The organism is Leifsonia sp. 10N434, from assembly GCF_056394405.1.
Window position 1 is genome coordinate 397,223 of sequence record NZ_JBFTHV010000004.1, and the last position, 22,501, is coordinate 419,723.

A 22,501-nucleotide genomic window follows, 5' to 3' on the forward strand; every position below is an offset into this window, starting at 1 on the left:
ATCCCGTGGACTCGAACTCTCCCCTCCGCGCACCCGGCGTGCGCGAGGTCGCCGCGGTGGCCGGCGTCTCCCGGCAGACCGTGTCGCGGGTGATGAACCATCACCCGAGCATCCGGGAGAGCACGCGGCTACGTGTGCTGGCCGCCATGGAGGAGCTCCAGTTCCGGCCCAACCGGGCGGCCAGGATGCTCTCGACCAGCCGCTCGAACACGATCGGCATCCTCGCGGCCTCGGCGTCGTCGATGTTCGGTCCGGCCAGCAGCGTCGACGCGGTCGAGAACGCCGCCCGCGAGGCCGGCTACTACGTGACGATCGCGCACGTCGCCGAGGTGACCCCGGCCGAGATCGAAGCCGCGCTCGACCACCTCGTGGCACAGGCGGTCGAGGGCATCGTCGTGGTCGCGCCCCAGGAACCGGTGCTGGAGGCGATGCGCTCCGTGCAGATCTCGGTTCCGTCGATCACGCTGCACGGCGCCCAGGAGCCGGGAGGCGACGGCGTCTTCGTCGACCAGGTCGCCGGCGCCCGTCTCGCGACGCGGCACCTGATCGAACTCGGGCACACCACCGTCGCCCACCTCTCCGGCCCGCGGGACTGGGCGGAGGCCACCGCGAGAGAGCGCGGCTTCCTGGCCGAGGCGGAGGTCTCCGGCGTGACCGGGATCGTGACCGGTCCGGGCGACTGGACGTCGCGGTCCGGCTACGAGGTGGGCCGTCGCCTGCTGCGCGATCCCGCCGTGACCGCCGTGTTCTCGTCGAACGACCAGATGGCCCTCGGCCTCCTTCACGCGGCGCGCGAGGGCGGCCGCCGGGTGCCGGACGACCTGAGCGTGGTGGGGTTCGACGACATCCCGGAGGCGGCGTATTTCGCCCCGCCACTGACCACCGTGCGCCAGGAGTTCGGAGAGCTGGGGCGGCGGTGCGTCGCGCGGCTGCTCGCGGCGATCGACGGCGAGCCGGCGTCGGGAGAGCCGGCCGTCTCCCCCGTGCTCGTCGTTCGGGAATCGACGGCGCGCCGCTCGGATTGACAGGCTGCCACGGAGGCGGCGATACTGGACGCGTACGAATGTGACCGGTCACAATGTGGTGAGGGAAAGACAACATGCCTGCAGACGACACCGCCGCGCGATATCGCGAGGCCATCATCGGCGGCCGCACGTCGCTCGGCATCGAGCTGGGTTCGACGCGCATCAAGGCGTGCCTGGTCGACGCGGACGACCCGTCGACAGTGCTGGCGGTCGGCGGCCACGAGTGGGAGAACGAGTTCGTCGACCGGGTGTGGACCTACTCTCTCGACGCCGTGTGGTCGGGCCTGCAGGCGGCGTACTCCGAGCTGATCGCCGACGTGGACGCACGCTACGGCGTGCGCCCGGAGACCTTCGGAGCCATCGGCGTCTCGGCGATGATGCACGGCTACCTGGCGTTCGACGCTCAGGACGAGCTGCTCGTGCCGTTCCGCACGTGGCGCAACACCAGCACCGGGCCCGCAGCGGCCGAGCTCACCGACCTGTTCGGCGTGAACATCCCGCTGCGCTGGTCGATCGCGCACCTCCACCAGGCCGTGATCGACTCCGAGCCCCACATCGCACGGCTGAGCTTCCTCACCACGCTGGCCGGCTACGTGCACTGGCGCCTCACCGGAAGACGTGTGCTGGGCGTCGGCGACGCCTCCGGCATGTTCCCGATCGACCCGCAGACCACGAGCTACGACGCCGACCTCGTGGCGCGCTACGACAGCCTCGTGGCGGAGCGTGCTCCGGGTCTCTCGCTCAGCGCGGTGCTGCCCGAAGTGCTCGTCGCCGGCGAGGACGCGGGAACGCTCACGCCCGAGGGCGCCGCCCTCCTCGACCCGAGCGGCACCCTGCGACCGGGCATCGTGCTCTGCCCGCCGGAAGGCGACGCCGGGACGGGAATGGTCGCGACCAGTTCCGTCGCGCCGCGCACCGGAAACGTCAGCGCCGGCACGAGCATCTTCGCGATGGTCGTGCTCGAGCGTCCGCTCCGGCGCCTGCACCACGAACTCGACCTGGTCACGACGCCCGCCGGCGACCCCGTGGCAATGGTGCACTGCAACAACGGGGCGAGCGAGCTCGCGGCGTGGGCGGGACTGTTCAGCCGCTTCACCGCCGCCGCCGGGCTCGCCATCGACTCCGATGCCGTCTACGAGACGCTGTTCCACGAGGCCCTCGACGGCGACAGTGACGCCGGCGGCCTCCTGGCGTACAACTATCTGGCGGGTGAGCCCATCACCGGTCTCACCGAGGGCCGGCCGCTCGTCGTGCGCACACCGGAGAGCCGGTTCACGCTCGGCAACTTCATGCGCGCCCAGCTCTACGGCGTCTTCGGAACCCTCGCCCTCGGGATGCGCGCCCTCACCGAGGAGGGCGTCGCGCTCGACCGGATGTTCGCCCACGGCGGCATGTTCCGCACCGCGGGTGTCGCTCAGCGTTTCCTGGCCGGTGCGCTCGATGCCCCGGTCTCTGTCGCTCAGACCGCGTCGGAGGGCGGAGCCTGGGGCATCGCGGTGCTCGCCGCCTACGTCGCGCCGCACCGCTCCGGTGTCGCACTCGACGACTACCTGCGCCGACGCGTGTTCGGCGGCTTCGAGTTCGAGACGACGACCCCGCATCCGGACGACGTCGCCGGCTTCGCCGCCTACCTCGAGCAGTACGGCGTGGGCCTGGCCATCGAACAGGCCGCCGTCGCGGCCGTCTCCCCCGCGAGCCGACCCGAACCCACATCGGAAGGAAACACCCCGTGAACGACGCTCCCCCCAGCGCAGAGACAGCGGCCGTCGAGGCGGTGCGCGCACAGGTCAGCGCCCTGCACGCCGAGCTGACCCGCAACGGACTGGTCGTCTGGACCGGCGGCAACATCTCGGGGCGGGTCCCCGGCGCCGACCTGTTCGTCATCAAGCCGAGCGGCGTCGACTACGACGACCTCGCCCCCGAGAACATGATCGTCTGCACGCTCGACGGCGCGGTCGTGCCCGGCTCCCCCGGGTCGGACCGCGCGCCGTCGAGCGACACCGCGGCCCACGCGTATGTCTACCGCAACATGCCGGAGGTCGGCGGCGTCGTGCACACCCACTCCACCTATGCCACCGCCTGGGCGGCTCGTGCGGAGCCCATCCCCTGCGTCATCACCGCCATGGCCGACGAGTTCGGCGGCGACATCCCGGTCGGCCCGTTCGCGATCATCGGCGACGACTCGATCGGCCGCGGGATCGTGGCCACCCTCTCCGGCCACCGCTCGCGGGCGGTCCTCATGCAGAACCACGGCGTGTTCACGATCGGCCGCGACGCTCGCGACGCGGTGAAGGCCGCCGTGATGACCGAGGACGTCGCCCGCACCGTGCACATCGCCCGCCAGGGCGGTCCGCTCGTCCCGATCCCGCAGGACGCCATCGACGCCCTCTTCCACCGCTATCAGAACGTCTACGGACAGAATCCAGAAGGAGCACTCAGCTGATGCCCCGTACCACCTCTCCCCTGGCATCCACCAGCCTCGACCACTACGAGGTCTGGTTCCTCACCGGCAGCCAGCACCTCTACGGTCCCGAGACGCTGGCCCAGGTCGCCGATCAGTCGCGCGCGATCGCCGAGCAGCTCGGCGCCGCCCCGGATGTCCCGGTGCGCGTGGTCTGGAAGCCGGTGCTCACCGACTCCGACGCCATCCGGCGCACCGCGCTCGAGGCGAACGCCGACGACTCCGTGATCGGCCTCATCGCGTGGATGCACACGTTCAGCCCGGCCAAGATGTGGATCTCCGGCCTCGACGCCCTGCAGAAGCCGCTGCTGCACTTCCACACGCAGGCGAACGTCGAGCTGCCCTGGGCCGAGATCGACTTCGACTTCATGAACCTCAACCAGGCCGCGCACGGCGACCGCGAGTTCGGCTACATCCAGACACGGCTCGGCGTCGCGCGCACGACGGTCGTCGGCCACGTCTCCGACGCGGCGGTCACCGCCCGGGTCGGCACCTGGATGCGCGCCGCAGCGGGCTGGGCGGCGACGCGATCGCTCAAGCTCGCCCGCTTCGGCGACAACATGCGGTTCGTCGCCGTCACCGAGGGTGACAAGACCGAGGCCGAGCTGCGGTTCGGCGTGCAGGTGAACACCTGGGGCGTCAACGATCTGGCGGATGCCGTGGCGGCGGCCTCCGAGTCCGACATCGACGACCTGGTGGCCGAGTACGAGGAACTCTACGACGTCGTCCCCGAACTCCGCGCGGGCGGCGAGCGCCACAGCTCGCTGCGCGATGGCGCGGCGATCGAGCTGGGCCTGCGCTCCTTCCTCGAGGCCGGCGGCTTCGGCGCCTTCACCACCAGCTTCGAAGACCTCGGCGCGCTCAAGCAGCTCCCCGGGCTCGCGGTGCAGCGCCTGATGGCCGACGGCTACGGCTTCGGCGCTGAGGGCGACTGGAAGACGGCCATCCTGGTGCGGGCCGCCAACGTGATGGGTACCGGGCTCCCCGGCGGCGCGTCGCTGATGGAGGACTACACCTACGATCTGACCCCCGGCGACGAGCGCATCCTCGGAGCGCACATGCTCGAGGTCAGCCCGGCCCTCACGTCGGCGCGTCCGACGCTCGAGGTGCACCCGCTCGGCATCGGCGGCAAGGACGACCCGGTACGGCTGGTCTTCACGGCCGATCCCGGGCCCGGTGTCGTCGTCGCACTCAGCGACATGCGCGACCGGTTCCGGCTCGTCGCGAACGTCGTCGAGGTGGTCGAGCCGACCGCTCCGCTGCCGAAGCTCCCGGTCGGCCGGGCCGTCTGGAAGCCGGAGCCCGACTTCCGCACGTCGGCCACCGCCTGGCTCGAAGCCGGCGCCGCGCACCACACCGTCATGTCGACCGCGGTCGGTCTCGAGGCGTTCGAGGACTACGCCCGGATGGCCGAGACGGAGCTCGTCGTGATCGACGACGCGACCGAGCTGCGCGCCTTCACGAACGAGCTGCGCTGGAACGCGGCCTACTACCGCCTCGCCCGCGGCATCTAGCCACCGGCTTTCGTTGAGGGGCGGCGAACGCATCCAAAACCGCGGTTTTGGATGCGTTTGCCGCCCCTCAACGTCTGACAGGGCCGGGTCGGGCCGGCTAGAAGTCGGTGTGACCGAGGGAGGGCGCTTCGACGAAGCTGATCGTGGTCGACGGCGACGCGTCCAGCTCGAGCACGATCAGCTCGTTGGCACCGGCGGCGACGACCGCCGCCGGGACGAACAGCGTGCGCTGGGGACCGCGCGTCCAGTACCGGCCGAGGTTGAAGCCGTTGATCCACACCACGCCCTTGCCCCAGGCCGACGTGTCGAGAAAGAGATCGGCGGCTTCGGCGAGGTCGAACGTGCCACGGGCGAAGACGGGGCCGGCGAGGCCGGGCTTTCCGAGCGGCGCGAACGCCTCGCGCACCGATTCGAGCGACTCGAGGCGGACGGGAAGCACCGCCCACCGGCTGAGCTCCTCGCCGTCCAGGGTCGCCGGGCCGATCAGCCCTTTCGGCTCGCCGATCCGGGGCCCGTAGTCCACCCGGCCCTGGTCTTCGACCAGCAGGGTGAGCGTTCCGCGGCTGGGCGCGAGCGTGATGGCGTGATCGTGGTGGTCTCTGTCGAGCGTGCCGACGTGCGCGGACCCCACGAGTACGTGCGCGCGGTCACGCACCTCCCCGATCGAGAGCACGGCGGGCTCGGCGACGTCGATCTCCGTCTGGTAGATCGCGAACCCCGTGTAGTGGCCGAGCGCATCCATCGTCGGCAGGTCGTCGGTCCACGTCCACTCCCCCAGCCGGTCGGCCACGGAGAGCAGCGGCACGGCGTCCGTGAGCGGCGCGGTGAACGACGGCGCCGGCGTCGCGGCGGGCGGGACCTCATCCGGCAGCTCGACGAACTTCGCGAGCACCTCGCGGAACGCCCAGTACTTGGCCGTGGGGTTCCCCGCCTCGTCCAGCGGGGCGTCGTAGTCGTAGCTGGTGACGATCGGCTGGTACACGCCCTTGTCGTTGGCCCCGTTGGTGAACCCGAAGTTGGTGCCGCCGTGGAACATGTACAGATTGACCGAGGCTCCGGCGTCGAGCAGGGCCTCGAGGTCGGCCGCCGTCTGGTCGAAGGGCGTCGTGTGGTGGTGGGCGCCCCAGTTGTCGAACCAGCCGTCCCAGAACTCCGAGCACATCAGCGGACCGGTCGGCTGATGGCGGCGAAGCGTCGCGAGGCGCTCGACCGAGCGCGAACCGAACGATGCCGTCTTGTGCAGGTCGGGGAGCGAGCCGTTCTCGAGCATGTCGTCCTGCGGCTGGTCGACGGTGGTGAGCGGCACCACGATGCCGGATGCGCGGGTGAGGTCGGTGAGGATGCGGAGGTACTCCTTGTCGTCGCCGTAGGCGCCGTACTCGTTCTCCACCTGCACCAGGATGACCGGGCCGCCCTCCCCGAGCTGCAGCGGCGCGACGATCGCGAGCACGCGCTCGAGGTACGCACTGACGGCCGCGACGAACTTCGGCTCACCGCGCCGGATGCCCACCTCCGGGTCCGTGAACAGCCACGCGGGCAGTCCGCCGTTGTCCCACTCCGCGCAGATGTACGGGCCCGGGCGCACGATCGCGTACATGCCCTCGTCGGCGACAACTCGCAGGAAGCGGGCGAGATCCAGGCGACCCGACACATCCCACTCGCCCGGATGCGGTTCGTGCGCGTTCCACGGCACGTACGTCTCGATGGTGTTGAGTCCCATCAGGCGCGCCTTGCGGATGCGGTCCGCCCAGTCGTCGGGGTGGACGCGGAAGTAGTGGATGGCCCCCGACAGGATGCGGAAGGGCTCTCCGTCGAGAACGAAGTCGTCGCCGGCGATCTCGAACGTGGACATGCGGTGGATCTCCTCAGTGCTGATGCTGCTGCCGCTGGTGATGGCGCTGATACTGCTGCCTGGATGCAGAGCGAACGTGGCCGGCCGGATCGGTTCCGGCCGGCCACGCCCAGTGCACGGTTCTACTTGCTGGTGACTTTGAAGCCCTGCTGGTTTCCGTAGTCCACGAGCGACTTCTGCCACGCCGTCAGGCCGGCGTTGAGGTCGCTGTTCGAGGCGTACGCCTGCCCGACGGTGTCACCGTAGATGCTGTTGGCGTAGACCTGGAACGGCAGGTACTGGAAGCCGCTCGACACGTTCTTCGCACCGTCGACCAGCACCTCGTTGATCTTCTGGCCGCCGAAGTACTCGGGAGCGGTCGCGAGGAAGTCCTTGGAGTTCAGGTCGGCCGTGGTGGAGGGGAATCCGCCCGACGCCAGGAACACCTTGACGGAGCTCGAGCTGTTGTTCAGCCACTTGAGGAAGCCGGCCGCGAGCGCCGGGTTCTTGCTCTGCTTGAGCACGACCTGGCCTCCGCCGCCGTTCTCGGCGTTCGCCGCGGTGCCGTCATAGGTGGGCATCGGGGCGACGCGCCAGGCGCCGGAGGCGTCCTTCACCGAGGACTCGAGCACGCCGGGCATCCAGGCGCCGGTCACGAGGGTCGCGATGGTGCCGTTGCCGAGCGCCTTGTACCAGTCGTCGCTCCAGCCCGGGATGGTCGACAGGAGCTTGCCCTCGACCAACTGGTTCCAGGTGGAGGTCCACTTCTTGGTGCCCTCGTCCTGCAGGTTGATCGACACGTTCGTGCCGTCGGACGAGAACGGGCGGCCGCCGGCCTGCCAGATCATGCTGGTCGTGAAGCCCGAGTCGCCGGAGTCGCTGGTGATGTACTTCGTCGGGTCGGCCGCGTGCAGCTTCTTCGCGTCGGCGACGTACTCGTCCCAGGTCTTCGGGACCGTCAGGCCGTACTTGTCGAACACCGTCTTGTTGTAGAACAGCGCCATGGGACCCGAGTCCTGCGGAAGGCCGTAGAGGCCGCCGTTGATGTTGACCGAGTTCCACGGGCCGGTGCTGTAGTCTGACTTGAGCGAGTCGAAGCCGTACGACTTGAGGTCGACCAGGGCGTCGCCGAGCGCGAACTGCGGGATGGCGTAGTACTCGACCTGCGCGACGTCGGGTGCACCGGAGCCGGCCTTGATGGCGTTCTGCAGCTTGGTGTACTCGGTGGTGTTGGTGCCGGCGTTGACCAGGTTGACCTTGACCTTCGGGTACTCCTTCTCGAACGCGGCGACCTGCGCCTCGGCCGACGGGGTCCACGACCAGTACGTGATCGTGCCGCCCTTTTTGAGGGCCGCCTCGATGTCGGAGGCGCTGCCGCTCGCGGTGGAGCCGCCGCCGCTGGAGCAGGCGACCAGGGTGGCGCCGAGCACGGCACTCGCGGCGATCGCGGTCGCGACCCTGCGCAGCACGCTCGCCGAGCGTGACTTGCTGTTCATGGTGTTCCTTTCACTTCTTCGGGATGAGGACGGGCAGGACGCCCAGGGAGGGAGGTGTGCAGATCGAGCAGTGTTCTCCCGTCACTGCTTGACGCTTCCGGCGCTCAACCCCGACTGCCAGTACCGCTGCAGGAAGAGGAAGGCGACGACGATCGGGACGATCGTCAGGAGGGACCCGGTGATGACCAGGTTGTAGATCGGCTGGGCGGAGACGCCGGTGGCCTGGGCGCTCCACTGGCTGAGGCCGACGGTGAGCGGGTACCACTGCGGGTCGCTCAGCATGATCAACGGCAGGAAGTAGTTGTTCCAGGTCGCCACGATGGCGAACAGGAGCACGGTCACGATGCCGGGTGTGAGCAGCCGCAGCGAGATCGTGAAGAAGGTGCGGAACTCGCCGGCCCCGTCCATCCGCGCCGCCTCGAGGAGCTCGGTGGGAACGGCGTCGACCGTGTAGGTCCAGATGAGGTAGAGCCCGAACGGGCTGATCAGCGAGGGCAGGATGACCGCCCACGGGGTGTTGGTCAGGCCGACCTGGCTGAAGAGCAGGAAGGTCGGCACCGCGAGCGCCGTACCCGGCACCGCGACCGCTCCGAGCACCACGGCGAACACCGCGCGCTTGCCGGGGAACTTGTACTTCGCGAGCCCGTAGCCGGCGACCGTCGCCAACAGGGTGGCGCCGCCGGCGCCCACGATCACGTAGAGCAGCGTGTTGCCGAGCCACTTGACGAAGATGCCGTCGCGGTAGGTGAGGGTGTCGCCGATGTTCTTGAACAGCGAGAAGCCGTCGCCGAACCAGAGACCGAACGACGAGAACAGGCTCGGCTGGTCCTTGGTCGCGTTGATGATGAGCCAGGCGAGCGGAACGAGCGAGTAGATCACGAAGATGACCATGACGATCGTGAGCACGATCGACTTGCGCGCACGCGGGGCGCGCCGGTTGCCGCGCGGCATCGGGGAGCGGTTCGCCCGGCGGGGCTTGTCGGCGCTCGGGGCGATGGGGGCGATGGTGGCCATCAGCGGTTCTCCTGTCTGGTGCCGCGGAGCTGGACGATGTAGGCGATGACCGCGGTGATCACACCCATGACGATCGCCACCGTGGCCGCGTAGTTGAACTGCTGGCCGGCGAACGACAGGTTGTAGGCGTACATGTTGGGTGTGAAGAAGCTGGTGATCGCGTTCGGTGCGAGCACCTTGAGCAGGTTGGGCTCGTTGAAGAGCTGGAAGCTGCCGATGATCGAGAAGATCGTGGCGATCACGATCGCACCGCGCAGAGCCGGGATCTTGATGCTGAACACGGTGCGGAAGGCGCCCGCGCCGTCGATCTCCGCCGCCTCGTAGAGCTCGGTGGGGATGGTGCGGAGGGCCGCGTAGAAGATGAGCATGTTGTAGCCCATGAACTCCCAGGTGACGATGTTGCCGATCGAGGCGAGGATCCAGCCGCCGCTGAGCGGTGCGAGGTGGGTGCCGAGCAGGCTGTTCACGCTGGCGGTCAGACCGAACTGGTCCCCGTAGATGAAGCCCCAGATGAGCGCGGCCACGACACCGGGAACGGCGTACGGCAGGAAGATCGCGATGCGGAAGAAGCCCGCGCCGTGCAGCCGTGCGCTGTCGATCGCGAGTGCCGCGGTGAGCGACAGGGCCAGCATGATCGGCACCTGCACCACGAGGAAGACCGTGACCCGGAAGAAGCCGTTCCAGAACTTCTCGTCGGTGAAGACCTTCACGTAGTTCTGCAGCCCGGCGAAGACGTTGCCGCCGATCAGCTGCTCGCGGAAGAAGCTGAGATAGATCGCGTAGACCACCGGCACGATGATCATCAGCACGAACACGATCATGAACGGGGCCACGAACGCCCAGCCGCGCCAATCGCGGCGTTCACGCCTGCGCTTGACCAGGGTGGGCGATGCCGTGGGGACGGACGTCGTTGTCATGGCAGCTTCCTTGTCGAACCTCGATGTTCACGTCAACATCGCTTCGGGTACCATAGCATGTTGACGTCAACATGACGCAACCCGAACGCGGATCTGCGAGAGTATGAAACCTGGCCCGCACAATGGAGAGAAGAGCCACCGGCATGACCGAACCCGTGATCGGCGCACCGTTGCCGCAGTCGGCGCGGGCGCGCCGCGGACCATCACTCGCCGATGTCGCCGGACTCGCTGGGGTCTCCACCCAGACCGTCTCGCGGGTGGCCAACGGCCTCACCAATGTCGAGGCCGCCACCCGTGATCGCGTGCTCCGCTCGATGCAGGAGCTCGGCTACCGCCCCAACCGCGCGGCGCGCGCTCTGCGGTCGGGACACTTCCGCAGCCTCGGCGTGATCATGTTCACGCTCTCCTCCTACGGCAATATGCGCACGCTCGACGCCATCGCGGTCTCCGCCGCGACCGCCGGCTATTCGATCAACGTCGTGCCCGTCGAGAAGCCGACGCAGAAAGACGTCAGCGTCGCGTTCTCGCGACTGCTCGGGCTCGCCGTCGACGGCATCATCATCGTCATCGAGGCGCACATCATCGATCGAGCGGATGTGGAGCTGCCGCCGGGACTCTCCGTGGTCGTCATCGACTCCACCGAGCGCAGCGACTACCCGCAGGTCGACACCGACCAGGCCCAGGGCGCCCGCCTCGCGACCGAGCATCTGCTCTCCCTCGGCCACTCGACTGTGTGGCACATCGCCGGGCCCGCCGACTCCTATTCAGCCACCCGCCGCGCGCAGACCTGGCGCGCGGTGCTGGAAGAGAACGGCCGCGTCGTGCCCGAGCTCATGCAGGGCGACTGGTCGACGACGGCCGGCTACGAGCACGGGCTGACGATCGCCGCGCATCTGGAGATCACCGCCGTGTTCGCGGCGAACGATCAGATGGCGCTCGGCGTGCTGCGCGCCCTGCACGAGAACGGACGCCGCGTTCCCGAAGACGTGAGCGTCGTCGGCTTCGACGACATGGCGGAGTCGGACTCGTTCTGGCCGCCCCTGACGACCATCCACCAGGAGTTCGAGGCCACCGGACGTCGCGCCGTCGAGCTGCTCATCGCCGAGATCGAGTCGCACCCGGAGCCGGCAGCGCTCTCGAGCATGCCGACGCGCCTCGTCGTGCGCAGCAGCACGGGCCCCGCCCCAACTCTTAACTAGTTGAGGGGCGGCTAACGCAGCCAAAACGGCGGTTTTGGCTGCGTTCGCCGCCCCTCAACGAAACTAGAACGGAGCGAAACGGAACGAAACGACGGAAACTGCTCAGCGCGTCAGCGCGACGGCCGTCCAGGAGACCGGCGGCAGCGTGACCGTGAGAACGCCGTCGGCGAGCGCGGCCGACTCGTTGGCCGTCAGTCCCACGCGGTTCTGGTCCTCGTGCGTGTTCTTCGCGTACACGTCGTCGTCGTGGAGCGAGACCGCCTCGGCGATCCGAGCCGCGTCGAAACTCCGCGCATCCACCGTCACGGTGAGCGATTCGGTCTGGCTGCGGTTCACCAGGAAGACGGCGCTGCGACCCGACTCCTCATCGAAGGTGGCGACCGAGTCCAGCAACGAAGCGGTGCCGTAGACCTCGGTCTCGTACGTTCCTGCCGAGATCGACGGGCGAACCACGACGCCCTCCGCCAGCCGGCTGGTCACGGAGAACGGGAAGAACGTCGTCTGCCGCCACGCGTCGCCGCCCGGCTCGGTCATGATCGGCGCGATGACGTTGACCAGCTGGGCGAGGCTCGCCGAGGTCACGCGATCGCTGTTCTTGAGCAGCGTGATCAGCAGGTTGCCCAGCACCACGGCATCCGCCACCGAGTACACGTCCTCGAGCTGACGCGGGGCGAACCGCCACTCGTCGTTGACCTCGTCGGAGGCCTGGTGCTCGTCGAGGTACCAGATGTTCCACTCGTCGAACGAGAGGTTGATGGTCTTCTTGCTCTTCAGCTTGTGCTTCACGTGGTCGGCCGTCGCGACGACCGTCTCGATGAAGTACTGCATGTCGAGCGACGACGCGAGGTACGAGCCGAGGTCGCCCTTGCGCTCCTGGTAGTAGGCGTGGCAGCTGACGAAGTCGACGTTCTCGTAACTGTGCTCGAGCACCACGCGCTCCCACTCGCCGAAGGTCGGCATCCCGGAGCCCGACGATCCGCAGACCACGAGCTCCAGGTCTTTGTCGACCATCTTCATCGCGGAGGCGGTGCGCGCGGCGAGCTTTCCGTAGTCCTCTGCGTTCATGTGGCCCAGCTGCCAGGGGCCGTCCATCTCGTTGCCGAGGCACCACATCCGGATGTCGTACGGTTCCGTCGCGCCGTTGGCGATGCGCAGATCGCTGAGCGCGGTTCCCGACGGGTGGTTGGTGTACTCGAGCAGGTCCAACGCCTCTGCGATGCCGCGCGTTCCGAGGTTGACGGCCATCATGAGCTCGGAGCCGGTGAGCGCGCACCAGCGGGCGAACTCGTCGACGCCGACCTGGTTCGACTCGAGCGAGTGCCAGGCGAGATCGCGGCGCACCGGGCGGTCCTCGCGCGGGCCGATGCCGTCCTCCCACTTGTACCCCGAGACGAAGTTGCCGCCGGGGTAGCGGATGGTCGACGAGCCGAGCTCGCGCACGAGGTCGACCACGTCGCGGCGGAAACCGTCTTCGTCGGCCGTCGGGTGCCCTGGTTCGTAGATCCCGTCGTACACGCAGCGGCCGAGGTGCTCGACGAACGAGCCGAAGAGCCGGCGGTTGACGGGAGCGACCACGGCACCGCGATCGAGGGCCACGGAGGCGTTTGGCATGGGTTCTGTTTCCTTACTTTCTGGGTGGGATCGATGGATCGGAGGAGCCGGCGGCTACTTGACGCTGCCGATGGAGAGGCCGCCCTGCCAGTAGCGCTGCAGGGTGAGGAAAGACACCACCAGCGGGATGATCGAGATGAGTGCTCCCGTGATCACGAGGTTCCACAAGGATTGTCCACCCGTGTTCACCTGAGCCTGTGCCTGCAATGCGCCGAGTCCGACCGTCACGGGGAACAGCTGCGGATTGGAGAACATCACCAGGGGCAGGAAGAAGTTGTTCCAGGTGCCGACGATCGACAGCAGCAGCACCGTGACGAGCGCGGGGCGCAGCAGCGGGAGCGCGACGGTCGCGAAGATGCGGATCTCCCCTGCGCCGTCCACCCTGGCCGCGTCGAGCATCTCGCTCGGGATCGCATCCTGCGCGTACACCTTCATCAGGTACACCGCGAAGGGGTTGAGCATCGACGGCAGGATGACGGCCCAGACGGTGTTCGTCAGATGCGCCCCGCTCATCAGCACGAAGAGGGGGATGACGAGTGCGGTCGCGGGCACCATCACGGAGCCCAGCACGATGGCGAAGAACGCGGTGCGCCCCCGGAACGCGTACTGCGCGAATCCGTACCCGGCCAGCACCGAGATGACCGTGGCACCGATGCCGCCGGCGAGCGCATACAGGAAGGAGTTGCCGAGCCAACGCAGGTAGAGACCACCCGAGTAGCTGAAGAGTGACCCGATGTTCGAGAAGAGGTCGAAGTCGCCGGCGAACCACAGCGGGCTGGTCGAGCCGTCGAACAGGTTCTGCTGGCTCTTGGTGCTGGCGACGATGAGCCACCAGAACGGCAGGGCGAAATAGATGATGAAGGCGGCGAGGATCAGGTGGGGAACGAGACGCCGCCCCGTGCGGAGTTCGCGGGTGTGCCCCGGCTGTGCGCGTCGTCGCGTTCGCGCGGGTGCGGTTGCGGTTGTCATGACATGAATCCACTTCTCTTGCGGGTGGCGAACATGAAGATGTACGACCCGATGAAGACGACGAGACCGAGCGCGAACGAGATCGCCGACGCGTAGTTGAACTGGTGGTAGGAGAACGCCAGCGTGTACGCATAGATGTTCGGGGTGTAGCTGGCGGTGATCGACCCGGACGCGAGGCCGCGGAGGATCTGCGGCTCCGTGAAGAACTGCAGCGTACCGATCAGCGCGAACACGAGGATCAGCACCAGCGCCGACGAGATCATCGGGATCTTGATGCGCACGGCGGTCTGCCACGCATTCGCACCGTCGACGCGCGCCGCTTCGTAGATCGACGGGTCGACGCCCTGCAACGCCGCGTACAGGATGATCATGTAGTAGCCGGCCCACTGCCAGGTGACGATGTTCACCAGGCTGCCGAAGATGTTGCCGTCGGAGAAGAAGTTCGGCGCGTCCAACCCGAACCAGCCGAAGATCTCGGCCGCCGGCCCGAAACTCGGGCTGTAGAGGAAGCCCCACATCAGTGCGCCGATGACCGCCGGTACCGCGTACGGCACGAAGATCATCAACCGCGAGAAGCGCGAGAACCGTGAAGCGAGCGAATCCAGGAGCAGGGCGGCGACGAGCGAGACCAGCATCTGGATCGGGATCAGCACCAGCGAGAAGCCGACGACGAGCCCGACGCCCTGCAGGAACAGCGGGTCGCTGAACGCCTTCGCGTAGTTGTCGAACCACACCCACTGGTTGCCCGTCGCGACGGTCTTGTTCTGCATGCTGAGCACGAAGGCGTAGACCAGCGGGATGATGAGGAAGAGCGTGAGGAACACCGCGAACGGTGCGACGAAGTACCATCCCCAGCGGGCGCGCCGCGTTGCGACGGGATCACGCCGACGTCGGCGCGGTCGCGCGTCGACGAGCGAGGGAGCGAGGGCCGTATCGGCCATGGTCAATCCTTTCTGAGTGCCAGGGGCTGCCAAGGGCTGGTGCGCGGTGGGGCCGAGCGATCGTCCGGCCCCACCGCGCATCCGGTCACTGTGCGACCGTGTAGCCCTGGCCCTTGGCATAGTCGACGACGGCCTTCTGATAGGTGTCGAGCGCCTCAGACGGCGACTTCTTGCCCTTGTTGGTCGCGTTGATCGCCTCGGTGAGCTTGTCGTACGCGAGGTTCTGGAACGGGCTGAACTGGAAGCCCTTGTAGTCCGTCGCCGCGGTGAGAAAGACATCCTTGTTGATCTCCTGGCCGCCGAAGAACGGGTACTGGAGATTCTGGAAGTAGTCCGACGTGAGGATCGGTTTCCACAGCGGGAACAGTGCCGCCTTCTCGATTCCGAGCTTCCACGCCGCTTCGGTGCCGAAGATGCCCATGGCGACCTCGGCTGCCGCTTTCTTGTCCTTGGCCTGGCTGCTCACGGCGAAGGCCGAACCGCCGATGTTGACCTGTGTCGCGGCGGCGCCCTTCCACTGCGGAAGCGGTGCCGCACGCCAGACGGCGTTCTTGTCGGCGCCGGTGAAGCCCTTGAGATAGCCGGGCAGCCACGCCGCCGCGATGACGCTGGCGTAGGTCCCGTCGACCAGGTGGGTGTTGTAGTCGGTGGTCGAGGCGTCCTCGGTTCCGACGAGCTTCTTCTGCACGAGGTCGTTCCAGTAGCTGAGCACCTTGTTGCTGGGCTCGTCGTTCAGCTTGACCGAGACATCGGTCTTGCTCGAGACGGTGTACGGGGCGGAACCGGCCTGGGCGAACAGTGCCTGCTGGTACGAGCGGCCGTTGCCGGGGAAGTTGGTCAGCTTCGACGTCGAACCGGCGTCCTTGAGCTTCTGCGCCGCCGCGGCGTACTCCTCCCACGTCGTGGGAACGGCGATGCCGTACTTGTCGAGGATGTCCTGGCGGTAGAGCATGCCGACGGGACCACCGTCGACCGGGATCGCATAGGCGGAGCCGTTGCTCGACTCGTCGGACCAGGCGCCCTCCGAGTAGTTGTCCTTGACCTTGTCGGCGCCGAGCTTGCTGAGGTTCTCGATCGCCCCCTGCGCGATGTAGCTCGGAACGACCTCCGTCTCGAGCATGACGACGTCGGGTGCACCGGAACCCGCCTCTGTGGCCGTCGAGAACTTCGTGTACTCGTCGTTGCCGGCGCCCGCGTTCGTCCAGCAGATCTGCACGTCGTCGTGGCTGTTGTTGAAGAGGTCGACGACCGGTTCGAACTCCGGGTACCAGGCCCACATGGTGACCTGGGTGGCGTCGGGCTTGACGATCTTGTTCTGGCAACTGGATGCGTCACTGCCCGAGCATCCGGTCAGCCCGATGGCGACGGCTGCGAGCGCGACGCCCGCTGCGAGGAGCCGTTTCATTTCAGTTCCTTTCGCGGTGTGCAAGACACCTTTGTCTGCTTCGCTCCACGGTGGAGCCGACGTCTCCTGTACCGGTGGATGCCACCTGCTGACGCCGTTGTGTGCATGGGGTTGCTCGCCTGCGAGAGGCGATCTACAACGTTGTAGGTAAACGTTGTAGATACATCATGGCGAGTCGCCGCCGCCGATGTCAAGAATCGCCGCAGAACGAATACGTCAGCTCGCGCGGCCCATCGTCGACTCGCGGACGACGACCCGGAAGTCAGCCTCGTATTCGCGCGGTGGGCGCTCAGAGGCGGGGTCGGCTATGCGTTCCATCAGCACCGATACGGCCGTCCTGGCGATCTCCTCGCGCCCCGGATCGATCGTCGACAGCGACGGCAGGGAGTACCGCGTCTCGTCGATGTCGTCGAAGCCGATCACCGCGACGTCCTCGGGGATCCGGATGCCCGCCTCCTGCAGCACGCGCATCGCACCGAGCGCGATCGAGTCGTTGAACGCCACGAGACCGTCGAACTGCAGCCCGCGCGCGAGCGCCGCACGCATCGCCTCCGCACCGTCGGAGCGGTGCCAGTTGCCCACGTTGACGATCAGCGACTCGTCGAGGGGGCGGTCCGCCGCCTCGATCGCCTGCTTGTAGCCGGTCAGCCGGAGGCCGGCCGATCCGATGACCTCGTTCTCGTGGGCCCCGAAGGCCAGGATGCGGCGGCGGCCCAGCCCGATCAGGTGCTCGGTCGCCGCGCGCGATGCCTCGACGTTCTTCATCGTCACATGGTCGGCGGGTCCGTTGAAGATCCGCTCGCCGAGCATCACCAGGGGCGTGGGGATGTCGAGCAGGTGGGCGTCGTCCTGGCCGAGGGCGAGAACGCTGAACAGCACGCCGTCGACCATGCGCATCCGGGGACCGTGGAGCACCTCCAGCTCGCGCTCGCGCATCCCGCCGCTCTGCTGGATCATCACGACCAGATCGTGCTCGCCGGCCGCCCGCATGACCGCGTCGGCCAGCTCTGCGAAGTAGGCGTTCTTGAGATCCGGGATGATCAGGCTGATCGCTCCCGTGCGCCCCGACCGCAGCCCCCTGGCCGAGAGGTTCGGCTGGTACCCGAGCTCGGCGATGGCCTCGAGCACCCGTGCGCGCGTGGATTCGCGGATGTGCGGGTAATCGTTGATGACGTTCGAAACCGTCTTGATCGACACCCCCGCCGCCCGCGCGACGTCGTGCAGCGTGACCGCCACGAGCCCTCCTCAGTTCAGTTGGAACCCTACAACGATGTACAAGCCTTTCCCGCGAGCACGACACGGCCAGAGCGTCGGGCCGAGATGTGCCGAAGAACGACGCGCGGCGCGCATCCGCGGCGGTGCGCCCGCGCGGGCGTAGGCTCCGCCGCATGGACGCCTCGCAGCGAACCATCGAAGCAGCCCTCTTCTACGAAGACGGCCAGACGCTGGACAGCGTCGTGGTCGTGCCCCTGATCGGCGGATGCCCGCCCGGCCAGATCAGGGTGGCCACCACGTTCGGCGGCGCGCTCGCGTACGACATCTACGAACTCGACGACGACACCGACGGCTCCCCCATGCCGTCGTACCCCTACATCGCCACGATCCCGCTGACGATCGACGATCTCGACTGAAAGGCTCCATGTCCCGCGCACTCGTGATCGTCGACATCCAGAACGACTACTTCCCCGGTGGCGCCTTCCCGCTCGTCGAGCCGGAGGCAGCGGCGGCCAACGCCGCGACCGTGCTCGACGCCTTCCGAGCGGCCGGCGACGCCGTGGTGCACATCCAGCACGTCTGGGACGCGCCGGATGCGACGTTCATGCGCCCGGGCACCGCCGGCGTCGAGATCCACCCATCGGTCACGCCGCTCGCGGGCGAGACGATCATCCGGAAGGCCGAGCCGAATGCGTTCCTCGGCACGCCCCTCGAGTCCACGCTGCGTGGCGCCGGCATCGATGATGTCGTCGTGCTCGGCATGATGTCGAGCATGTGCGTCGACGCCACCGTGCGTGCCGCGTCCGATCTCGGTTTCTCCGTGACGGTCGTGCACGACGCCTGCGCGGCGCCCGACCTGGAATTCGGCGACACGGTCGTTCCCGGCGCGAGCGTGCACGCGGCCTTCATGGCCGCTCTCGCCGGCAGCTACGCCACCGCCGTCTCGGCATCCGAGCTCGTCTCGGCGCGCTGACCGACGAGCCGTAACCCCCTCCCGCACCCCGCCGATTCACCGATCGGCCTTGCAACTCGCGGGCGTTTGTCCACTTCCCGTTCAGAAACACCTGATGGGATGTCGCCATGAGCACGCAGGCGCAGGCCACGCGAATCGCGGAGTACCCCCGGCCCAGCCATTTCCTCCTCCACCTGAGCGACACCCACCTCATCACCGGGGACCGCCTGCTCTACGACAAGGTCGACGCGGACGCGCACCTCCGCCGGCTCTTCGAAGAGTTCGAGGAGGCGGGCGCCCGCCCCGACGCGATCGTCTTCACCGGAGATCTGGCCGACAAGGGCGATCCGGCCGCCTACGCGAAGCTCCGCAGCATCGTCGAGCCAGCCGCCGCCCGCATGGGCACCCAGGTCATCTGGGTGATGGGCAACCACGACAACCGCGCCGCCTTCCGTTCCGAACTGCTCGGGCTCGCCCCCTCGATGGCGCCCGTCGATCGCGTCACCGACCTCGCCGGCCTGCGTGTGATCACCCTCGACTCGACCGTCCCCGGCGCCCACCACGGCGAGGTTACGGAGGCCCAGCTCGACTGGCTCGCCGAAGAGCTCGCGAGCCCCGCGCCGCACGGCACCATCCTGGCCATGCACCACCCGCCCGTGCCGAGTGTGCTCGACCTGGCCGTCTCCGTCGAGCTGCGCGACCAGTGGTCGCTCGCCGAGGTGCTCGAGGGCTCGGATGTCCGCAGCATCATCGCCGGGCACCTGCACTACTCGACGAACGCGACCTTCGCGGGGATCCCGGTCTCCGTCGCCTCCGCGACCTGCTACACCCAGGATCTCAACGTCGCGGCCGGCGGCACCCGCGGCCGCGACGGCGCCCAGGCCTTCAATCTCGTGCACGTGTTCGGCTCGACCGTGCTGCACTCGGTCGTCCCGATCGGGCACTACCCGACCGTGAGCTACGTGACGCCGGAGGAGTCGGCCGGCCGGCTCGAACGCTCGGGCATCGTCATCCCGCCTGCGGCCGCGACGACGCATGCCGTCGAACCCGCGCTCGCCCTCGTGGACGACCCGGCGCTCGCGACGCTTGCGGCGACGCCCGCCTGAGCATCCGGCCGGACGTCACGCCAGAGCGGAGACCTCGGGTTCGGCCGCCCCGACCTCTGCCGGTTTCTCCCACGGCGCCGCGATCGGATAGTAGCGCTCGAGGAACTCCGTGACGACGGCCGTGCGCTCATCGGCCGACACCTCCGGGAAGCTCCCGTCGTTGAGACAGAACAGGTCGACGTCGCGCTTCTTGAGCATCCCCGGCAGCATCCCCAGCCCCGCACGCGATGTCGTGTCGACGTAGAGCACCTCTGCGCTGTCCTGCTGAACGGCGCGGCCGGTCATCAGCGCGTAGTAGTGGTAAAGCGAGTTGGTGACCGAGATGTCGGTGCTCGCGCGGAACTGGCTGCGCTGCGTGCGTTCGAAGTCCTCCGGGAACGCCCGCTCCAGCTCGTACAGCACGCTCGTGCGCAACGGCGCCGCCGTGTGCTCGAGGTGACGCGTGATGACGCGGCCGAACCGCTCCCAGAGCAGGCGGCGGTTCACGCGGGCGGAGTTCTCGAACCCGCTGCGCGCGGGGTCGTTCTCCCCGAGCCCGATGCGGGTCTGCGCCTCGATGAACTTGGTGACGCCACCCGGCGAGAAGAACATGCTCGGCTGCACCGGCCGCCCGAAGAACATGTCGTCGTTCGAGTACAGGAAGTGCTCGCTGAGCCCCTCGATGTGGTGCAGGCGACTCTCGATGGCGTGCGAATTGTGGGTCGGCAGCGCCTCCGGGTCGTCGAAGAACTCCTCGCTCCGCACGATGCGCACCGACGGATGCTCGTCGAGCCACGCCGGACGCGGCGAGTCCGTCACGATGAAGATCTGCCGGATCCAGGGGGCGAACAGGTAGATCGATCGCAGCGCGAACTTCAGCTCGTTGATCTGCCGGAACCGCGCCTCCGAGTCGTCGCCTTCGCCGACCACGTAGTTCTGCATCCGCTTCGCGCGTGCCCGCTGGAACTCGAGGTCCGTTCCGTCGACCCACGAGAACACGATGTCGATGTCGAAGCGCACGTCGGAGGCGTGCGGGTCGAACATCCCGCGCAGTGTGTTCCAGGTGCGGCCGTACAGGTCGACGGTCGCGCGCACGGCCTCCGCCTTCGGCAGCAGGCGCCGGGTGAGCGAGTTCTCCACCGGGCAGTCGATCACGTCGTCGCCGAATCGCCACAACTGCACCTCGATGCCGGTGGACGCGCCGTAGCTGAGTCCGCCGACCGGTTCGATCCGCGGGCGGTAGAGACGGAAGATGCGGGCCTTGCGCTTGGGAGAGAGGGAACCCGAGCTCACCAGTACCGGCCGGGCGTCTTTGCCGTCGATCGTCTTGGAGTAGAGCGGTTCGTCGACGCACGCGTCGGCCAGGACCTCGGTGAGCCGACCCTTGAGGGACTGGTCGAGCGCGATGACCGGGCGCTCGTCGTTGCCGCGCACCAAGAGGAAGTCGATGCCGGCGGCGGTCAGCACGTCACCGATGAAGAGGAGGTCTTCGACGAGGGCCTGATGCGGCGTGAGCGTCGTATTGACCAGGCGGGCCACGCCCTTGCGCACCACGACGTCGGCTCGATTGTGCGTGGTCGGCCACGATCTCGAGACGGTCCCCGCTCCGCTCGACGGCCCGAATTCTCCGTCGGGTTCAGTTGTCGGCTCCAGCGAGAAGTTGTGGGTCGCGGCGCTACCAGCGGTCATGTTCTCCGATCATTCGGCTCAGTCAGGACGGCCCGGTGCCGTCTCCAGAAGAATACGGCACTCATCTGCGTGTTCACCCTCCCAGCCAGGGCCGGAGCGGCCCCGCTCACGCGCGCGCGTCGGCGACGTCACGCGCCTTGAGTACCCGGAAGGGCGACACCGGCCGGGTGCCGAGCACGATCTTGCCGCGGGCGTGCAGCTTCTCGAGGTCGTCGAACGCGCCACGGATGTCGTCCAGCGGATAGAAGCCGGAGATCAGCACCGTGATCGCGTGTTCGGCGGCGAGCGTCACGATGCGCGCAAGCTGGCGCGTCGACCGCTCGCGCGCCTCCGGATCGTCGTCGAGCGCGGCCAGTTCGCGCTGCCTCCGGTCTTCGCTCGACCGGTACCGCGCCGACGGGACGCCGAGCTCGTCGGCGAGCGCTCGGCCGTCCTGGCCGAAGTTGTCGATGAAGGCTGTCACGCCCCCGGGCGCGACGGCGCGGATGCGGTCGGCGATTCCCGGGCCGTACAGCACCGGCTTGATCCCGAGCTGGCGCAGGTAGTCGAAGTTGCGCTCGCCGCACGTGCCGATCACGGTCGCACCCGCGCGCTTCGCGAGCTGCGTCTCGATGCTGCCGACCCCGCCGGCGGCCGCCGAGACGACGAGCGTGTCTCCGGCGCCGATCCGGAGCTCGTCGAGGGTGTCGAGGGCGCAGACGCCGGCCAGATACAGGCTGCCCGCGACCTCCCAGGCGAGCGCCTTCGGCTTGGCGACGAGGGCATCGGCGGCGACGAGCACGTGCGTCGCATGGGCTCCCGCCGACACGTGCCCGACGACGTCGGCGCCCGGCCGGAATCCCGCGACGCCCGGCCCGATCGCGACGACGATCCCGGCGAAGTCGCTGCCCTGCCGTCGCGGGAAGGGCGTGCGCACCTCGGGCTCGCGGCCGGCGCGGATGAACGCCTCGATGTGGTTGATCCCGGCGGCGATCACCTCGACGAGCACCTGCCCGTCACCTGGCTCCGGCACCGGATGCTCGCGGAGTTCGAGCACCTCGACTCCACCGGTTCGGTCGTACTCCACGACCCGGATGTTCTGCGGTTTCTTCATCGAGCTGCGCCTCCTAGGACGGCATATAACTAGCTTAGCTAGCAAATTCTCGAGGCGCTACGGCCGGGCCGCGATTCCCAGCCA

Annotated in this window: 19 protein-coding genes; 8 read left to right on the top strand and 11 right to left on the bottom strand. The window is 68.1% G+C overall.

Annotated features, from left to right (window positions below; genetic code table 11):
• Window positions 1-5: 5 nt before the first annotated feature.
• The 4 genes from AC1DB1_RS13230 (at window position 6) to araA (ending at window position 5,000) form a co-directional block, all read left to right on the top strand.
• Window positions 6-1,025: a LacI family DNA-binding transcriptional regulator gene (locus AC1DB1_RS13230; RefSeq protein WP_477201100.1), complete on the top strand. Its 1,020-nt coding sequence runs from the start codon at window positions 6-8 to the stop codon at window positions 1,023-1,025.
• 74 nt (window positions 1,026-1,099) lie between these two features.
• A complete protein-coding gene (locus AC1DB1_RS13235) occupies window positions 1,100-2,758 on the top strand; it encodes a xylulokinase (protein WP_477201101.1) in 1,659 nt (552 codons plus the stop codon).
• Window positions 2,755-3,468: an L-ribulose-5-phosphate 4-epimerase gene (locus AC1DB1_RS13240; RefSeq protein ID WP_477201102.1), complete on the top strand. Its 714-nt coding sequence runs from the start codon at window positions 2,755-2,757 to the stop codon at window positions 3,466-3,468. The genes AC1DB1_RS13235 and AC1DB1_RS13240 overlap by 4 nt, the downstream gene beginning before the upstream one ends.
• Window positions 3,468-5,000 carry an L-arabinose isomerase gene (gene araA / locus AC1DB1_RS13245; protein WP_477201103.1) on the top strand — a complete coding sequence of 511 codons (1,533 nt, stop codon included), beginning with the start codon at window positions 3,468-3,470 and terminating at the stop codon, window positions 4,998-5,000. The genes AC1DB1_RS13240 and araA overlap by 1 nt, the downstream gene beginning before the upstream one ends.
• Before the next feature lie 97 nt (window positions 5,001-5,097).
• Here the strand turns inward: araA and AC1DB1_RS13250 are convergent, their stop codons facing one another.
• From AC1DB1_RS13250 to AC1DB1_RS13265, 4 genes are all read right to left on the bottom strand, one after another.
• Window positions 5,098-6,852, bottom strand: coding sequence for a glycoside hydrolase family 35 protein (locus AC1DB1_RS13250; protein WP_477201104.1), 1,755 nt, complete (start codon window positions 6,850-6,852; stop codon window positions 5,098-5,100).
• Window positions 6,853-6,974: 122 nt separating this feature from the next.
• Window positions 6,975-8,327 (bottom strand): ABC transporter substrate-binding protein, encoded by a 1,353-nt coding sequence (locus AC1DB1_RS13255; protein WP_271175506.1) that lies wholly within the window; start codon window positions 8,325-8,327, stop codon window positions 6,975-6,977.
• Between the two features lie 81 nt (window positions 8,328-8,408).
• Complete coding sequence (locus AC1DB1_RS13260; RefSeq protein ID WP_477201164.1) at window positions 8,409-9,278, bottom strand: carbohydrate ABC transporter permease; 870 nt, start codon at window positions 9,276-9,278, stop codon at window positions 8,409-8,411.
• 62 nt (window positions 9,279-9,340) lie between these two features.
• Window positions 9,341-10,258, bottom strand: coding sequence for a carbohydrate ABC transporter permease (locus AC1DB1_RS13265; protein WP_477201105.1), 918 nt, complete (start codon window positions 10,256-10,258; stop codon window positions 9,341-9,343).
• A gap of 143 nt (window positions 10,259-10,401) precedes the next feature.
• On the opposite strand from AC1DB1_RS13265, the gene AC1DB1_RS13270 reads away from it, so the two are divergent.
• Window positions 10,402-11,457: a LacI family DNA-binding transcriptional regulator gene (locus AC1DB1_RS13270; RefSeq protein ID WP_477201106.1), complete on the top strand. Its 1,056-nt coding sequence runs from the start codon at window positions 10,402-10,404 to the stop codon at window positions 11,455-11,457.
• 102 nt (window positions 11,458-11,559) lie between these two features.
• On the opposite strand, the gene arfA is transcribed toward AC1DB1_RS13270, so the two are convergent.
• The 5 genes from arfA to AC1DB1_RS13295 all read right to left on the bottom strand — a co-directional run bounded on the left by arfA (window position 11,560) and on the right by AC1DB1_RS13295 (window position 17,619).
• Entirely contained in the window at window positions 11,560-13,068 is a 1,509-nt protein-coding gene (gene arfA / locus AC1DB1_RS13275) for an arabinosylfuranosidase ArfA (RefSeq protein WP_477201107.1), read from the bottom strand.
• Between the two features lie 54 nt (window positions 13,069-13,122).
• Entirely contained in the window at window positions 13,123-14,037 is a 915-nt protein-coding gene (locus tag AC1DB1_RS13280) for a carbohydrate ABC transporter permease (RefSeq protein ID WP_477201108.1), read from the bottom strand.
• Window positions 14,034-14,978, bottom strand: coding sequence for a carbohydrate ABC transporter permease (locus tag AC1DB1_RS13285; RefSeq protein WP_271175511.1), 945 nt, complete (start codon window positions 14,976-14,978; stop codon window positions 14,034-14,036). The genes AC1DB1_RS13280 and AC1DB1_RS13285 overlap by 4 nt, the downstream gene beginning before the upstream one ends.
• A gap of 85 nt (window positions 14,979-15,063) precedes the next feature.
• Window positions 15,064-16,383 carry an ABC transporter substrate-binding protein gene (locus AC1DB1_RS13290; RefSeq protein WP_477201109.1) on the bottom strand — a complete coding sequence of 440 codons (1,320 nt, stop codon included), beginning with the start codon at window positions 16,381-16,383 and terminating at the stop codon, window positions 15,064-15,066.
• Window positions 16,384-16,599: 216 nt separating this feature from the next.
• Window positions 16,600-17,619 carry a LacI family DNA-binding transcriptional regulator gene (locus AC1DB1_RS13295; protein WP_477201110.1) on the bottom strand — a complete coding sequence of 340 codons (1,020 nt, stop codon included), beginning with the start codon at window positions 17,617-17,619 and terminating at the stop codon, window positions 16,600-16,602.
• A 152-nt stretch (window positions 17,620-17,771) separates the two neighbouring features.
• Between AC1DB1_RS13295 and AC1DB1_RS13300 the strand changes: the two genes are divergently transcribed.
• The 3 genes from AC1DB1_RS13300 to AC1DB1_RS13310 all read left to right on the top strand — a co-directional run bounded on the left by AC1DB1_RS13300 (window position 17,772) and on the right by AC1DB1_RS13310 (window position 19,656).
• Window positions 17,772-18,014, top strand: a complete 243-nt coding sequence (locus AC1DB1_RS13300) for a hypothetical protein (protein ID WP_271175514.1) — start codon at window positions 17,772-17,774, stop codon at window positions 18,012-18,014.
• 8 nt (window positions 18,015-18,022) lie between these two features.
• Window positions 18,023-18,571, top strand: coding sequence for a cysteine hydrolase family protein (locus tag AC1DB1_RS13305; protein WP_477201111.1), 549 nt, complete (start codon window positions 18,023-18,025; stop codon window positions 18,569-18,571).
• Between the two features lie 107 nt (window positions 18,572-18,678).
• Window positions 18,679-19,656 carry a phosphodiesterase gene (locus AC1DB1_RS13310; protein WP_477201112.1) on the top strand — a complete coding sequence of 326 codons (978 nt, stop codon included), beginning with the start codon at window positions 18,679-18,681 and terminating at the stop codon, window positions 19,654-19,656.
• Window positions 19,657-19,671: 15 nt separating this feature from the next.
• Here the strand turns inward: AC1DB1_RS13310 and AC1DB1_RS13315 are convergent, their stop codons facing one another.
• Together AC1DB1_RS13315 and AC1DB1_RS13320 are read right to left on the bottom strand one after the other, a co-directional pair.
• Complete coding sequence (locus AC1DB1_RS13315) at window positions 19,672-21,324, bottom strand: stealth family protein (protein ID WP_477201113.1); 1,653 nt, start codon at window positions 21,322-21,324, stop codon at window positions 19,672-19,674.
• 106 nt (window positions 21,325-21,430) lie between these two features.
• Window positions 21,431-22,417 (bottom strand): NADP-dependent oxidoreductase, encoded by a 987-nt coding sequence (locus AC1DB1_RS13320; protein ID WP_477201114.1) that lies wholly within the window; start codon window positions 22,415-22,417, stop codon window positions 21,431-21,433.
• Between the last annotated feature and the right edge of the window lie 84 nt (window positions 22,418-22,501).

What these genes read in the sequence shown, in the direction of transcription:
- AC1DB1_RS13305 (WP_477201111.1), top strand. Translation starts at nt 18,023, where the DNA reads ATGTCCCGCGCACTCGTGATCGTCGACATCCAGAACGACTACTTCCCC.
- AC1DB1_RS13270 (WP_477201106.1), top strand. Translation starts at nt 10,402, where the DNA reads ATGACCGAACCCGTGATCGGCGCACCGTTGCCGCAGTCGGCGCGGGCG.
- AC1DB1_RS13280 (WP_477201108.1), bottom strand. Translation starts at nt 14,037, where the DNA reads ATGACAACCGCAACCGCACCCGCGCGAACGCGACGACGCGCACAGCCG.
- araA (WP_477201103.1), top strand. Translation starts at nt 3,468, where the DNA reads ATGCCCCGTACCACCTCTCCCCTGGCATCCACCAGCCTCGACCACTAC.
- AC1DB1_RS13250 (WP_477201104.1), bottom strand. Translation starts at nt 6,852, where the DNA reads ATGTCCACGTTCGAGATCGCCGGCGACGACTTCGTTCTCGACGGAGAG.
- AC1DB1_RS13235 (WP_477201101.1), top strand. Translation starts at nt 1,100, where the DNA reads ATGCCTGCAGACGACACCGCCGCGCGATATCGCGAGGCCATCATCGGC.
- AC1DB1_RS13265 (WP_477201105.1), bottom strand. Translation starts at nt 10,258, where the DNA reads ATGACAACGACGTCCGTCCCCACGGCATCGCCCACCCTGGTCAAGCGC.
- AC1DB1_RS13310 (WP_477201112.1), top strand. Translation starts at nt 18,679, where the DNA reads ATGAGCACGCAGGCGCAGGCCACGCGAATCGCGGAGTACCCCCGGCCC.
- AC1DB1_RS13260 (WP_477201164.1), bottom strand. Translation starts at nt 9,278, where the DNA reads ATGCCGCGCGGCAACCGGCGCGCCCCGCGTGCGCGCAAGTCGATCGTG.
- AC1DB1_RS13320 (WP_477201114.1), bottom strand. Translation starts at nt 22,417, where the DNA reads ATGAAGAAACCGCAGAACATCCGGGTCGTGGAGTACGACCGAACCGGT.
- AC1DB1_RS13290 (WP_477201109.1), bottom strand. Translation starts at nt 16,383, where the DNA reads ATGAAACGGCTCCTCGCAGCGGGCGTCGCGCTCGCAGCCGTCGCCATC.
- AC1DB1_RS13285 (WP_271175511.1), bottom strand. Translation starts at nt 14,978, where the DNA reads ATGGCCGATACGGCCCTCGCTCCCTCGCTCGTCGACGCGCGACCGCGC.
- AC1DB1_RS13300 (WP_271175514.1), top strand. Translation starts at nt 17,772, where the DNA reads ATGGACGCCTCGCAGCGAACCATCGAAGCAGCCCTCTTCTACGAAGAC.
- AC1DB1_RS13255 (WP_271175506.1), bottom strand. Translation starts at nt 8,327, where the DNA reads ATGAACAGCAAGTCACGCTCGGCGAGCGTGCTGCGCAGGGTCGCGACC.
- AC1DB1_RS13315 (WP_477201113.1), bottom strand. Translation starts at nt 21,324, where the DNA reads ATGACCGCTGGTAGCGCCGCGACCCACAACTTCTCGCTGGAGCCGACA.
- arfA (WP_477201107.1), bottom strand. Translation starts at nt 13,068, where the DNA reads ATGCCAAACGCCTCCGTGGCCCTCGATCGCGGTGCCGTGGTCGCTCCC.